The organism is Methyloceanibacter superfactus (genome assembly GCF_001723305.1).
In the GTDB taxonomy this organism is placed as follows: domain Bacteria; phylum Pseudomonadota; class Alphaproteobacteria; order Rhizobiales; family Methyloligellaceae; genus Methyloceanibacter; species Methyloceanibacter superfactus.
In genome coordinates this window covers 51,671-64,898 of record NZ_LPWF01000033.1, presented here as the reverse complement: position 1 = coordinate 64,898, position 13,228 = coordinate 51,671, and the positions used below count along the sequence as shown (strand labels likewise).

The 13,228-nt window shown below is 65.7% G+C and carries 13 protein-coding genes and 1 pseudogene; 8 read left to right on the top strand and 6 right to left on the bottom strand.

What is annotated here, in order from left to right; genetic code table 11:
- Positions 1-67 precede the first annotated feature (67 nt).
- The 5 genes from dapF (at position 68) to AUC69_RS13305 (ending at position 4,468) form a co-directional block, all read left to right on the top strand.
- The gene (dapF, locus tag AUC69_RS13325; protein ID WP_069442577.1) at positions 68-904 is read left to right on the top strand and encodes a diaminopimelate epimerase; all 837 of its coding nucleotides are present in this window, start codon (positions 68-70) and stop codon (positions 902-904) included.
- 33 nt (positions 905-937) lie between these two features.
- Entirely contained in the window at positions 938-2,194 is a 1,257-nt protein-coding gene (gene mtaB / locus AUC69_RS13320; protein ID WP_069442576.1) for a tRNA (N(6)-L-threonylcarbamoyladenosine(37)-C(2))-methylthiotransferase MtaB, read from the top strand.
- Positions 2,191-3,159 carry a signal recognition particle-docking protein FtsY gene (gene ftsY / locus AUC69_RS13315; protein WP_069442575.1) on the top strand — a complete coding sequence of 323 codons (969 nt, stop codon included), beginning with the start codon at positions 2,191-2,193 and terminating at the stop codon, positions 3,157-3,159. Before mtaB ends, ftsY begins: the two co-directional genes overlap by 4 nt.
- A complete protein-coding gene (locus AUC69_RS13310; protein WP_425283545.1) occupies positions 3,143-3,784 on the top strand; it encodes a septation protein A in 642 nt (213 codons plus the stop codon). The genes ftsY and AUC69_RS13310 overlap by 17 nt, the downstream gene beginning before the upstream one ends.
- Positions 3,785-4,027: 243 nt before the next feature.
- Positions 4,028-4,468, top strand: a complete 441-nt coding sequence (locus tag AUC69_RS13305) for a MarR family winged helix-turn-helix transcriptional regulator (protein ID WP_244500268.1) — start codon at positions 4,028-4,030, stop codon at positions 4,466-4,468.
- Between the two features lie 27 nt (positions 4,469-4,495).
- Here AUC69_RS13305 and AUC69_RS13300 read toward each other — a convergent pair whose 3' ends face one another.
- From AUC69_RS13300 to ccmA, 5 genes are read right to left on the bottom strand one after another with little or no spacing between them, the layout of a single operon-like run.
- Positions 4,496-5,224, bottom strand: a complete 729-nt coding sequence (locus AUC69_RS13300; protein ID WP_083239446.1) for a DsbE family thiol:disulfide interchange protein — start codon at positions 5,222-5,224, stop codon at positions 4,496-4,498.
- Positions 5,221-5,598 (bottom strand): heme exporter protein CcmD, encoded by a 378-nt coding sequence (gene ccmD / locus AUC69_RS13295; protein WP_069442574.1) that lies wholly within the window; start codon positions 5,596-5,598, stop codon positions 5,221-5,223. The genes AUC69_RS13300 and ccmD overlap by 4 nt, the downstream gene beginning before the upstream one ends.
- A 9-nt stretch (positions 5,599-5,607) precedes the next feature.
- Positions 5,608-6,345, bottom strand: a complete 738-nt coding sequence (locus tag AUC69_RS13290) for a heme ABC transporter permease (protein WP_069442573.1) — start codon at positions 6,343-6,345, stop codon at positions 5,608-5,610.
- A 42-nt stretch (positions 6,346-6,387) separates the two neighbouring features.
- Positions 6,388-7,056 carry a heme exporter protein CcmB gene (gene ccmB, locus AUC69_RS13285; protein WP_069442572.1) on the bottom strand — a complete coding sequence of 223 codons (669 nt, stop codon included), beginning with the start codon at positions 7,054-7,056 and terminating at the stop codon, positions 6,388-6,390.
- Positions 7,053-7,694 (bottom strand): heme ABC exporter ATP-binding protein CcmA, encoded by a 642-nt coding sequence (gene ccmA, locus AUC69_RS13280; RefSeq protein WP_069442571.1) that lies wholly within the window; start codon positions 7,692-7,694, stop codon positions 7,053-7,055. Before ccmA ends, ccmB begins: the two co-directional genes overlap by 4 nt.
- Positions 7,695-7,835: 141 nt before the next feature.
- Between ccmA and acnA the strand changes: the two are divergent.
- The 3 genes and pseudogenes from acnA (at position 7,836) to AUC69_RS13265 (ending at position 12,172) form a co-directional block, all read left to right on the top strand.
- A pseudogene (gene acnA / locus AUC69_RS13275) lies at positions 7,836-10,630 on the top strand (aconitate hydratase AcnA).
- Between the two features lie 72 nt (positions 10,631-10,702).
- Positions 10,703-11,455 (top strand): DUF1223 domain-containing protein, encoded by a 753-nt coding sequence (locus AUC69_RS13270; RefSeq protein ID WP_069442570.1) that lies wholly within the window; start codon positions 10,703-10,705, stop codon positions 11,453-11,455.
- Positions 11,456-11,821: 366 nt separating this feature from the next.
- On the top strand, positions 11,822-12,172 hold the full coding sequence (locus AUC69_RS13265; protein ID WP_069442619.1) for a DUF2794 domain-containing protein: 351 nt from the start codon (positions 11,822-11,824) through the stop codon (positions 12,170-12,172).
- 223 nt (positions 12,173-12,395) lie between these two features.
- Here AUC69_RS13265 and AUC69_RS13260 read toward each other — a convergent pair whose 3' ends face one another.
- Positions 12,396-13,157 carry a Bax inhibitor-1/YccA family protein gene (locus AUC69_RS13260; RefSeq protein WP_069442569.1) on the bottom strand — a complete coding sequence of 254 codons (762 nt, stop codon included), beginning with the start codon at positions 13,155-13,157 and terminating at the stop codon, positions 12,396-12,398.
- Positions 13,158-13,228: the final 71 nt, after the last annotated feature.

The window sequence follows — 13,228 nt, the reverse complement described above, 5'->3', positions numbered from 1 at the left end:
GGTGCTATAGAGGCGTCGGAATTTTGGAGCGGTTGGTCATGGATGCGGGCGCCGCAATTTTCGCAAGATGAACGGGCTCGGCAACGACTTCGTCGTGCTGGACGCCCGCGCGGACGCGCTCGCGCTGGTGCCCGACGCCATCCGCGCCATCGCCGACCGCAAAGAGGGCATCGGCTGCGATCAGCTCGTGGCGCTGGAGCCGTCGACCAAGGCCGATGTGTTCATGCGCATCTGGAACGCCGACGGCGGCGAGGTGGCGGCCTGCGGCAACGCCGCGCGCTGCGTGGCGGCGCTGGTGGCGGCGGAGCAGGGCCGGCCTCAGGTCTCCATCGAGACCGAGGATCAGGTGCTCGGCGCGCTGGTCGGCAGCGACAACCAAGTCACCATCGACATGGGCGTGCCTCGGCTCGCCTGGAACGAAATTCCGCTCGCCGAGCCGTTCCACGACACGCGCCGCATCGAGCTCCAGGCCGGGCCCATCGATGCCCCGGTGATGCATTCGCCGGCCGTGGTCAATGTGGGCAACCCGCATGCGCTGTTCTTCGTGGACGACGTCGAGGCGATCGACCTCGGCCGGATCGGGTCGATGCTGGAGCATCACCCGCTGTTTCCCGAGCGCGCCAATATCTCGCTGGTGCAGGTGCTGTCGCCCGGACATCTCAAGATCCGCACCTGGGAGCGCGGCGCCGGGCTGACGCGCGCCTGCGGCACCGCGGCCTGCGCCTCCGCCGTGGCGGCTATCCGGCGCGAGCTCACCGGCCGCAAGGTCAAAGTGAGCCTCCCAGGTGGCGACCTCGTCATCGAATGGCGCGAGGCGGACGGCCATGTGCTGATGACCGGGCCTTATGCGCTCGACTTCGAGGGCACCTTGCCCGAAGGCCTGCTTGCGGGCGCAGGGGTCTGACTCCTTTCAGCAATTCGTGTTAGAAGCCGCCTTATGTCGGATATCGAGATCATCACCTTCGGTTGCAGGCTCAACGCCTACGAGTCCGAGGTCATGCGCGAGCATGCGAAGGCCGCCGGCGTCGGCGACGCGGTGATCGTCAACACCTGCGCGGTGACGGCGGAAGCCGTGCGCCAGGCGCGCCAAGCGATCCGCAAGGCGCGGCGCGACGCGCCGGGCGCAAGATCGGTGGTGACGGGCTGCGCGGCGCAGATCGATCCCGACCGCTTCGCCGCCATGGACGAGGTCGACCGCGTCATCGGCAATCAAGAGAAGATGCAAGCCCGGACCTTCCAAGGGCTTTGTGTCGAAGACACCGAGAAGGTCGCGGTCAACGACATCATGTCGGTGACGGAGACCGCCGGTCATCTCATCGAGGGCTTCGGCAATCGCGCGCGGGCCTATGTGCAGATCCAGAACGGCTGCGACCATCGCTGCACCTTCTGCATCATCCCGTTCGGGCGGGGCAACTCGCGCTCGGTGCCGGCGGGCGAGGTGGTGGCGCAAGTCCGGCGCCTCGTGGAGAACGGCTACGCCGAGATCGTGCTGACCGGCGTCGACATGACGGCCTATGGCGCGGACCTGCCCGGCGACATGACGCTCGGCAAGCTCGTCCGCTCCGTGCTCAAGCTCGTGCCGGAGCTGCCCCGCTTGCGCATTTCCTCCATCGATTCCGTCGAGGCCGACCCGGCGCTGATCGCCGCGATCGCCGAGGAAGAGCGGCTGATGCCGCATCTGCATTTGTCGCTACAGGCGGGCGACGATCTCACCTTGAAGCGCATGAAGCGGCGCCATGCCCGCGCCGACTCGGTCGCATTCTGCGAAGCCATGCGCAAGGCGCGTCCCGACATGGTGTTCGCGGCCGACATCATCGCCGGCTTCCCCACCGAGACCGAGGCGATGTTCGCGAACTCGCTGTCGCTGGTGGACGATTGCGGCCTCACCTTCCTGCATGTGTTCCCCTTCTCGGCGCGCGAGGGCACGCCCGCCGCGCGGATGCCGCAGGTGAACGGCGCAGTGGTGACGCGCCGCGCCGCCGACCTGCGCGCCAAGGGCGTCGCCGCACTGAAGAACCATCTCGAAGGCGCGCGCGGCCGGCGTATCCAGGTGCTCATGGAGAACGAGGCCCATGGCCGCTCGGCGGACTTCACGCCGGTCAAGCTCGAGACTTGCGCGGAAGCCGGCGCCCTGATTGACGCGGTGGTCTCCGGCGACGACGGCGCGGCGCTGCTGGCGGAGACGGCATCGTGAGCGAGAAGATCGCGCCGCCCGAGTCCAAGCGGAGCTGGTTCGCGCAGCTCAAAGCCGGCCTCTCCCGTACGTCGAACTCGCTCACGGAAAATATCGCCGGCGTGCTCACCAAGCGGAAGCTCGACGAGGAAACGCTCGACGAGCTGGAGGAGGTGCTGCTCAGGGCCGATCTCGGCATGGCCATGGCAGACCATGTGCGTGAAGCAATCTCCAAAGGCCGCTACGACAAAGGACTGACGGCGGAGGACGTGCGCAGCGTCTTGGCCACCGAGGTGGCGCGCGTGCTGGAGCCGGTGGCGCAAGCCTTCACGCTCGAGGCGAGCGCTAAGCCCCACGTGATCCTCGTCGTCGGCGTCAACGGCACCGGCAAGACCACCACCATCGGCAAGCTGGCGCACCAGTTCGATAACGACGGCAAGCGGGTCATGCTCGCCGCCGCCGATACGTTCCGCGCCGCGGCCATCGATCAGCTCAAGATCTGGGGCGGCCGCGTCGGCGCCGAGGTGGTCGCCAAGGATGTGGGGGCCGATCCCGCCGGCGTCGCCTATGAGGCGCTGGAGCGCGCCAAAGCCGAAGGGCGCGACGTGCTGCTTATCGACACGGCCGGGCGGCTACAGAACAAGGGCGACCTCATGGACGAGCTCGCCAAGATCGTGCGCGTGTTGAAGAAGCTCGACGCGAATGCGCCGCACAGCGTCGTGCTGGTGCTCGACGCCACCACCGGGCAGAACGCGATCAATCAGGTGCAGATTTTCCAGGAGATCGCCGGGGTGACTAACCTGGTCGTGACCAAGCTCGACGGCACCGCGCGGGGCGGCATTCTCGTGGCTATCGCCGAACGCTTCGGGCTACCCATCAACGCCATCGGCATCGGCGAAGGTATCGAGGATTTCGAGCCGTTCGATGCCCATGATTTCGCCCGGGCCATCGCCGGGGCAGGACGTGAAAATGAAGCCGCAGCCTGAGACGGAGCCGCCGGCCAATATGGCTGCCGGCGATAAGATGACCGCGGACAACAAGCCGGTCGAGCCGGCGCAGTCCGTCGTCGCCAAGCTCATCATCGAAATCGGGCCGCTGCTCGTCTTCTTCGGAACGAATGCCGCCGCCGGGATCTATGCCGGCACCGCCGCCTTCATGGTGGCGACCGTGCTATCCCTCGGCTTCGCTTGGTGGCGCTATCACAAAGTGCCGGTGATGCCGCTGGTCAGCGCGGTGATCGTGCTCGCCTTCGGGGGGCTCACGCTCTATCTGCACGACGACACCTTCATCAAGCTCAAGCCGACCATCGTCTACACGATGTTCGCGGTGCTGCTCCTAGGTGGCCTGCTCATGCGCAAGCCCGTGCTCGAGCTGCTGTTCGGCCCGGTGTTCAACCTCACCGACGAAGGCTGGCGCAAGCTGACCGTACGCTGGGCTGTGTTCTTCTTGGCCATGGCGGTGCTCAACGAGTTCGTGTGGCGGAACTTCTCGACCGACACCTGGGTCAGCTTCAAAGCGTTCGGCTTCCTACCGATTACCTTCCTGTTCGCCATGGCTCAGGTCCCATTGATGCAACGCTATGGTCTCTCCGAAGATGAGGCCCCCAAGTAGCAGGCTTGTCTGCTTAAGGTTATCGCCAATCATTCCCCGATCGTCTGCTTGTATGCGGAACGGCTCCCTCCGATATGACACCTCGACCCGTTGGTCATGTCGAGTAATGCCGCGCGAGGACAATCTTTCAACCAGTCGTTTGCTGATTGCGATTTCCGGTTGTAAAAGAAATGCCCGCAAGGCCCGAAAACGCTAGGCAGTTCAGTTCGCCTACACGCTTTGCGTGAGATTGGCAGCGTGCGGATGATGGTTAAGGCTGGAAATCCTCTCAATCGCTCGGCAGCGCATCTGCTGCATCGGGCGGGGCAGCGTGCCGCCGACATCTTCGCGGATGAAGCCGGGGCCAACGCGTTGACGCCCCGGCAGTATGCCGTGCTGCTGGTGGTGTCCAACGAGGAGGGTCTGACGCAGACCCAACTCGTCGACCGGACCGGCATCGACCGGTCGACGCTGGCCGACATCGTCGCGCGGTTGCTCAGCCGCGGCTTGATTCAGCGCCGCCGCGCCAAGGACGACGGCAGAGCCTATGCCGTCAGGCTGAGCGCCCAGGGCGCCAAGGCGTTGCGTGACGCGCAGCCGAGCGCCGCCGCCGCAGACTCGCGGCTTCTGGCCAATCTGCCGCCGGCCAAGCGTCAAGATTTTCTCGAAACTCTCATTCTGATCGCCGACGCCGACGACGAGTAGTCGCCGTTTCGCGAGCGCGGTCAGCCGTCACTCGGCCGGCGTCTCCGCCGGCGGCTGCATGAGCGGCAGGATCTTCTCGTTGATCGCCTGCTCGGTGAGCGGTCCCACATGGCGATAGGCGATCTTGCCGTCGCCGGAGATCACATAGGTCTCCGGCACGCCATAGACGCCGAAATCGATCGCCACCCGGCCGGACGCATCGGTGCCGACACGGTCGAAGGGATTGCCGTAGCGGCCGAGGAAGCGCCGGGCCGAGGCGGGGTCGTCCTTGTAGTTGATGCCGTAGAGGCGGACATCGGTGTCGTTGGCGAGCGCCATGAGCATCGGATGCTCTTGCAGGCACGGCACGCACCAAGACGCGAACACGTTGACGATGGTGGGCTTGCCGCCGGCGAGATCGGCCGCGCCAAAACTCTGCACGGGCACGCCGCCGTCCGCCTTCAGCCCGTCGAGCGGCAGCAGCGTGAAATCGGGCACCGGCTTGCCGAGCATCGCCGAGGGCAGCTTGGACGGATCGCCGGTCTGCAGCGCATAGAAGAACAGCCCGGCAAGTCCGGCGAACACGAGAAAGGGCAGCGCGACGGCCCAGCTGCTGCGCTTGCGCGGTGGCGTCGGCTCGGCCGCGTGTTGCGGGAGCGCCGTTTTCGCGGCCGGACCCTTCGCCGCCGGCGTCTTAGCCGCCGCTGCTTTTGCGGCCTTCTTGGCAGGCGCCTTCTTTGCAGGCGTTTTCTTGGCGGGCGACTTCTTGGCCGTCATGAGCGGGGCTTCCGGGTGCGCGGCGCCTTCGCTTTGGCCGCCGTCTTGCGCTTGGCCGCCGTCTTAGTTGCGGTCTTGGCCGCCGGCTTGCGCTTCGATGCCGGCTTTTTGGCCGTGGCCTCGGCGGGATCTGTCTCGATCGTCTCGCCGCCGGGCGGCGCCGTCATCGATGGCGTGGTCTTCGGCGTTACGGTCTTCGCTGCTTTGGGCGGCGTCGCCGAGCGCCGCCGGATGCCCCGGCGCTCGAGATCGGCGAGCTTGCGCCGTTGGGTGCGGTCGTCGGCAAGGGTCGTGACCACCAGCACGGCGACGGCGATGGCGGTCACGCCATAGGCGGCGAGGATGAAGCTTGCGTGCGGGCCGAGATCAAGCATGGGTTCGCTTTAGGCTTCGGCCAGCGCGGCGCGCTCGACTTGGGTTTGCTGAAGCGCGCGCACGCGGCGGCGCAGGATCTCGGCGCGCATGGCCATGAGATGCAGCAGCACGAACAGCGCGGTGAAGCCCGCCGCCATGACGAAGAGCGGCGTGAGCAGCGCGGGGTCGATGGTTGGGCCGCCGGTGCGAAACACGCTCGCCGGCTGATGCAGGGTGTTCCACCAATCGACCGAGAATTTGATGATCGGGATGTTGATGGCGCCGACCAAAGCCAAGATGGCGGCGGCGCGCCCGGCGCGGCCCAATTCGTCGATGGATTGCCACAGGGCGATCAGCCCGAGATAGAGCAGGAACAGCACCAGCATGGAGGTGAGCCGCGCGTCCCACACCCAATAGGTTCCCCACATGGGCTTGCCCCACAGCGAGCCGGTGACGAGGGCGACGAAGGTGAAGGTGGCGCCGATGGGGGCCGCGGTCTTGGCGGCGACATCGGCCAAGGGATGCCGCCAGATCAGCGTGCCCAACGCGGCGATGGCGATCACCGTGTAGCCGAACATGGCGAGCCAGGCGGCGGGCACGTGGATGAACATGATGCGCACGGTCTCGCCCTGCTGATAGTCGGGCGGGGCCACGAAGAACGAAAGATACAAGCCCGTGCCGAGCAGGATGACCACGAGTGCCGACAGCCAGGGCAGGACCTTGTCCACCAGGCCGAGAAAGCGCGTGGGGTTGGCGAGGCTGATCATGGGGCTGATCTAGTGGCTTTGGCGGGGAAGCGCAAATGAGGCCTATCGCAGCGCGTTGCGGATCGCGGCCGCAGAGGCCAGCGGCGCGAGCACCATGCTGGCGAGGCTGAGCGCGCAGAGAATAAGGAAGGGCGGCCACAAAGAGTTGGGCCCGGTGACGTAGGGCGTGACGGCCGAGACGCCGAAAATCAGCACCGGCACATAGAGCGGCACCACGAGCAATGCGAGAAGGAGCCCGCTGCGGCGAAGCCCGAGCGTCAGGCTCGCGCCGATGCCGGCGAGGAAGCTCACGGCCGGCGTGCCGGCCAGCATGGCGAGCATCAGCGACGGCACCGAGCCCATGGGCAGATTGAGCAGCAGGGCGAGAAGGGGCGCGATCAGCACCAGGGGGATGCCGGTGGCGAGCCAATGGGCGAGGCATTTCACGCCGGCGACGACGGAGAGCGGCAGCGGCCCGGCGGCGAGCACGTCGAGCGTGCCGTCCTCATAGTCGTTGTCGAAGATGCGGCCGGCGGAGAGGAGCCCGGCGAGCAGAAGCCCGACCCATAGAATGCCCGGCGCGATGCGGCCGAGCAGGTTGAGGTCGGGGCCGAGCCCGAGCGGGGTGATGACGATGACGACGAGATAGAAGCCGAGCGCCACGCCGACGGCGCCGCCTTCGCGCCAGGCGAGCTTCACGTCGCGCGCGAGAAGGGCGAGGGCCGCGTTCATGCGGCGCGCTCCAGGCCGAGATCGAGGGTGTGGGTGAACTTGGTCTCGAGCGGCACATGGGTCGACACCACGGCGATGCCGCCGGCCTTTAAGTGATCGCGCATCGCGCCGTCCAGCTTCTTCACCGAGGCCACGTCGAGCGACACGGACGGTTCGTCCAGCAGCCACAGGGGCCTGGGTGCGGCAAACAGGCGCGACAGGGCAAGTTTCCGCTTCTGTCCCGCCGACAACAGCCCTGCCGGAAGTCGGCCAAGCTCTCCAAGGCCGAAGGCGGCGAGCGCGCCGGCAAGGTGGTCAGCAGGATCGCCTTGGCCTTCGGCCAGGAAATCCGCCCAGAAGGCGAGATTCTCGCGCACGGTGAACGCGGTCTTGGCTGCGTTCAGATGGCCGACATAGTGGCTCAGCTCGGCAATCGGCGTATCGGCATCCGCGCCGTCGGTGACGAGACGGCCGCCCGCCAGCGGCAAAAGCCCGGCGAGCTGGCGCAGCAGGCTCGTCTTGCCGGCGCCGTTCGGGCCGCTGACCAGCAGCGCCTGGCCCGGCTCCACGGCAAAGTCCAAATTCCGGAACAGGGTCCGGCCGCCCCGCTCGCAGGCGATGTCTTGGGCGCTGAGGCTGAGCTTAAAGGGCGTTTGCATGGATTCTGTGCAGATTTCCGGCGAAGCGCGGGTTGCGGAGGCGGGCTACGGGTCTCTTCGCGTCATTGTCTCGTTGCCGCAAGGGCTTTTATAGTGGCCCCAAGAGCGCGTATCCAAAAGCCAAGGACGCCCCGGCGCGAGATGGCGAAAGCCCCTCGCGGCGGATTGGCCGTACCTTTGCATGCTCATTTGCTGGGACCCGCCCGTTTCAGGGCTTCGAAGGAGACTTCATTGACATCGGTGGTTTCGACCTCGCTCGACAGTTTCAAGTGCCGGCGGACGCTGCACGTGGGCAAGCGCGCTTACGATTATTTCGATCTCAAAGAGGCGGAGGCCGCGGGGCTCGACGGCATCAGCCGGCTGCCGTTCTCGCTGAAAGTGCTGCTGGAGAATCTCCTGCGCCATGAGACGGACGGACGGTGACTGCCGACGATATCCGCGCGGTCGCCGATTGGCTGAAAGAGAAGCGCAGCGACCGCGAGATCGCCTTCCGCCCGGCGCGCGTCTTGATGCAGGATTTCACCGGCGTGCCGGCCGTGGTCGATCTCGCCGCCATGCGCGATGCGGTCACCAAGCTCGGCGGCGACCCGCACAAGATCAATCCGCTGGCGCCGGTCGATCTCGTCATCGACCATTCCGTCATGGTCGACGCGTTCGGCTCGGGCGCCGCGTTCCAGTTCAATGTCGACAAGGAATATGAGCGCAATAACGAGCGCTACGCCTTTCTGCGCTGGGGGGCGGGCGCCTTCGACAATTTCCGCGTGGTGCCGCCGGGAACCGGCATCTGCCATCAGGTCAATCTGGAATATCTGGCGCAGACCGTGTGGACCAAGAACGAGGACGGCGACACGAAGCTCGCCTTCCCCGACACGCTGGTGGGCACGGATAGCCACACCACCATGGTCAACGGGCTGTCGGTGCTCGGCTGGGGCGTGGGTGGCATCGAGGCGGAAGCCGCCATGCTCGGTCAGCCGATCTCCATGCTGGTCCCCGAAGTGGTGGGCTTCCGCATGACCGGGCGCTTGCGCGAAGGTGTCACCGCCACCGATCTCGTGCTGACGGTGACGGAGATGCTGCGGCGCGCCGGCGTGGTCGGCAAGTTCGTGGAGTTCTTCGGCACCGGTCTCGATCATCTGCCGCTCGAGGACCGCGCCACCATCGCCAACATGGCGCCGGAATATGGCGCGACCTGCGGCTTCTTCCCCGTGGACAAGGAGACGTTGGCTTATCTCGAGGCCACGGCACGGAAGGACTCGCGCATCGCTCTGGTCGAAGCCTATGCCAAGGCGCAAGGGCTTTACCGCAAGGACGACACGCCGGACCCCGAGTTCACCGACACGCTGTCGCTCGATCTCGGCGACGTGGTGCCGTCGATCGCCGGACCGAAGCGGCCGCAGGACCGCGTGCCGCTGGACAAGGCCGCGCCGGCCTTCGCCGAGGTGCTCGACAAGGAGTACGGCAAGGGCGGCGAGATCGGCAAGCGCGTGCCGGTCAAGGACAAGAATTTCGATCTCGGCCATGGCGACGTGGTCATCGCCGCCATCACGTCCTGCACCAACACGTCGAATCCTTACGTGATGGTCGGTGCCGGTGTGCTCGCGCGCAACGCCGTCGAGAAGGGCTTGAGCGTCAAGCCGTGGGTCAAGACCTCGCTCGCGCCGGGCTCGCAGGTGGTCACCGACTATCTTGAGAAGGCCGGCTTGCAAGAGGATCTCGACAAGCTCGGCTTTAATCTCGTCGGCTATGGCTGCACCACCTGCATCGGCAACTCCGGACCGCTGCCGGAGGCGATCTCGCAGACCATCCACGAGAACGGCTTGGCGGTCGCCTCGGTGCTGTCGGGCAACCGCAACTTCGAAGGCCGGGTCAATCACGACGTGAAGGCTAATTATCTCGCCTCGCCGCCGCTGGTGGTGGCTTACGCGCTCGCCGGCTCCGTACTGGTGGATCTCGCCACCGAGCCGCTCGGTACCGACGCCAATGGCAAGCCCGTCTATCTCAAGGACATCTGGCCGACGACGAAAGAGGTGGCCAAGCTCGTGCGCAAGGCGGTGAAGAAGTCGATGTTCAAGGAGCGCTATGGCGACGTGTTCCGGGGCGATCCGGAATGGCAGGCGATCGAGGTCGCGGGCGGGCTCACCTATACGTGGGACACCAAGTCGACCTATGTGCAGGAGCCGCCTTATTTCGCCGGCATGACGGCTGCGCCCGACGCGGTGACCGATGTGGAGAACGCCCGCATCCTCGGCCTGTTCGGCGATTCGATCACCACCGACCACATCTCGCCGGCCGGCGCCATCAAGCAGGACAGTCCGGCGGGCCGTTACCTCACCGAGCATGGGGTGGCCGCGCACGACTTCAATTCCTACGGCTCGCGGCGCGGCAATCACGAGGTGATGATGCGCGGCACCTTCGCCAACACGCGCATCAAGAACCAGATGGTGCCGGGGGTCGAGGGCGGCGTGACGGTGCACTACCCCTCAGGCGAGCGCTTGGCGATCTACGACGCGGCCATGCGCTACGGGATGGAAGGCGTGCCGCTCGTGGTATTCGCCGGCAAGGAATACGGAACGGGCTCGTCACGCGACTGGGCGGCCAAGGGCACGCGCTTGCTCGGCGTGCGCGCGGTGGTGGCGCAGAGCTTCGAGCGCATTCATCGCTCCAACCTGATCGGCATGGGCGTGCTGCCGCTCGTCTTCGCCGAGGGCATGTCGTGGGAGACGCTCGGCCTCAAGGGCGACGAGACGGTGTCGTTGCGCGGCTTGACCGACATCAAGCCCGGGCAATGGCTGGAGGCGGATATCACTTATGCCGGCGGCGAGACGCGGGCGGTGCCGCTGCAAGTGCGGATCGACACGTTCGATGAGCTCGACTATTTCCGGAATGGCGGGATTCTCCATTACGTGCTGCGATCGCTCGCCCGCGATGCCGCGTAGGTCACTGAGTTGTGACCCCAGTTGAGCCGTTTTTCCCGGAAATCTCGGACTAATTCCGGCATTCTAACTGGCATGAGGTCAGTCTTCTTTCTTGCCGCGGGCGTGGGCGCCGTCGCTCTTGTCGGCCTGACGGCGCCGAGCCAAGCCGAGCCCTCCGGGGCCGGCACCGTGACTCTGCTCGAACTGTTCACGAGCCAAGGCTGCTCGTCTTGTCCGCCAGCGGACAAGCTTCTCGCCGAGTACGGCGGCAAGGAAGACGTGATCACGCTCTCTTTCTCGGTCGACTATTGGAATTATCTCGGTTGGCACGACACGCTGTCGAGCCCCGAGAACAGCGAGCGCCAGCGCGACTACGCGCTCGCCCGCGGCGACGGCCGCGTGTACACGCCGCAAGTCGTGGTCGACGGCATCATGCATGTGAACGGCAGCAGCGAGGCGGCGATCGAAATGGCGATCCGCAAGGCCACGGGTCGGCTCAAGGACGTGAGAGTGCCGGTGTCGATGCACGCCGAGGGCAACAGCCTGGTGGTCGAGATCGGCGCGGCGCCCAAGACCTCGGACATGCGCGAGGCGACCGTGTGGCTCGCCGTCGCCAAGGACGAGGAAACCGTCGCCATCACCCGCGGCGAAAATCGCGGCAAGAAGATCACCTATACCCATCCGGTGCGCGAGCTCACGCCCATCGGCATGTGGGCCGGCGAGAAGATGACTCTGCGATTGCCGCTGAAGGATCTGCAGACCATCGGCGGCGATTGCCTGGTGGCGCTGGTGCAGGTGGAGGGCGCGGGGCCGGTGCTCGGCGCGGCCGCCTATGAGCGCAAATAGGCGCTCGAGTTCACGTCCCGCGCGGCAGGATCTCTCGCGAAAAAACAAAAGGGCCGGCTTTCGCCGGCCCTTTTTCGTGGCCTCATGGAGAGTGGCCCGGTCCGAGAGAAGACCCCGGGGGGGGCTGGGGGGCTGAGATTCCGAAGCCTCTCTAGTTGGACCGGGCCGAGAGGCAACATGCATAATCATAGCGAGTTTTGGGGTCTTCCAAGGGCTGAACTTAGGCGGAACTGTGACTTATGTTTCGTTATGTTACAGTTCGTGTGATGGCCTTGTACCGCTTGAATTCCTTGGCCTGCGCGGTCATCATGAAGGTTCCGTTACAGGAGGCGCGCGTTGAGCGATACGGAACCGATAGTCTTGCCGCTGGCCCGCAAGGCTGGCGGCGATCTTACCCCTTCCGAGGGGGCCCGGCGCGCGGACATCTCCTTTAACCGCCAGGAACTCAGCCAAATCCTGAATGTCTACGGCCGCAAGGTGGCGAGCGGCGAATGGCGCGACTACGCCATCGACACGCTGAAAGAGAAGGCCGTGTTCTCGGTGTTCCGGCGGTCGTCCGAATGCCCCCTCTACCGCATCGAGAAGGCGCCCAAGCTGGCGCGGCGCCAGGGCGCCTATAGCGTGATCGCGGCGACGGGGCTCATCCTCAAGCGTGGCCACGACCTCGCCCGCCGTGTGCGCGCGCTCGATAAGGGCTTGCGGCTCGTCGAGGCTTGAAGACCCCCAGAAAATGGAGAAGCCCCGGGAGACGGGGGGGACTCGGGGCTTCTCCGGGTTCCTTATGGGGGGAACCTGTGATGGGGAGGGAAGCCCATCACCGCAAGCAAGTGGGCGCTGGGGGGCCGTTTTTCAACCGCATCCCCTTGCGGCTTGGCGGCATCATTAAAAAGGCCCCAACGCGGACGCTGGGGCCTTTTTTGGTTCGCTTGCCGGCTCGGCTCTAGCGGCGGTCGCCGAAGAGCTGGAGCAGCATCATGAACAGGTTGATGAAGTCGAGATAGAGCCTGAGCGCGCCCATGACAGCCTTGCGGCCGGAGACTGAGCCGTCGTCGTTGACGGAATACATCTCCTTGATCTGCTGGGTGTCGTAGGCGGTCAGCCCGGCGAACACCAAGACGCCGATCACCGACACCGCGAATTGCAGGGCGGTCGAGCCGATGAACAGGTTCACCAGCGAGGCGATGATGATGCCGATCAGGCCCATGAACAGGAAGGAACCCCAACCGGAGAGGTCCTTGCTGGTGGTGTAGCCCCACAGGCTCAGCGCGCCGAAGGAGGCGGCGGTGATGAAGAACACCCGGGCGATGCTCTCCCCGGCATAGACCAGGAAGATCGAGGAGATCGATGCGCCCATGAGCGCGGAGAACAGCCAGAAGGTGATCTGGGCCGTGCTCAAGCTCATGGAGTTGATGCGCGCCGAGATGAAGAACACCAAGGCGAGCGGCGCGAAGATCACCACCCATTTGAAGGCGCTGGCAAACATGAAGTTGCCGAACGGGGTCAGGCCCGTCACGGCGCCGTCGGTCCCGGTCACCACGGACATGGCGTAGATCGCATAGGCGACGACGCCGGTGATGGCGACGCCGGAGGCCATGTAGTTGTAGACGCGGAGCATGTAGGCGCGCAGGCCCTGGTCGATGGCACCTGCTTCGGCGCGACCGGCGGCCGCGCCCTGCCCATAACGTCTGTCGAGTTCCGCCATATAAGAGAATCCCTTGCTGAACGGTTGGTCAGAAAGCCAATTTGGCTATGAATATGGTGGCTTAAGGCTAG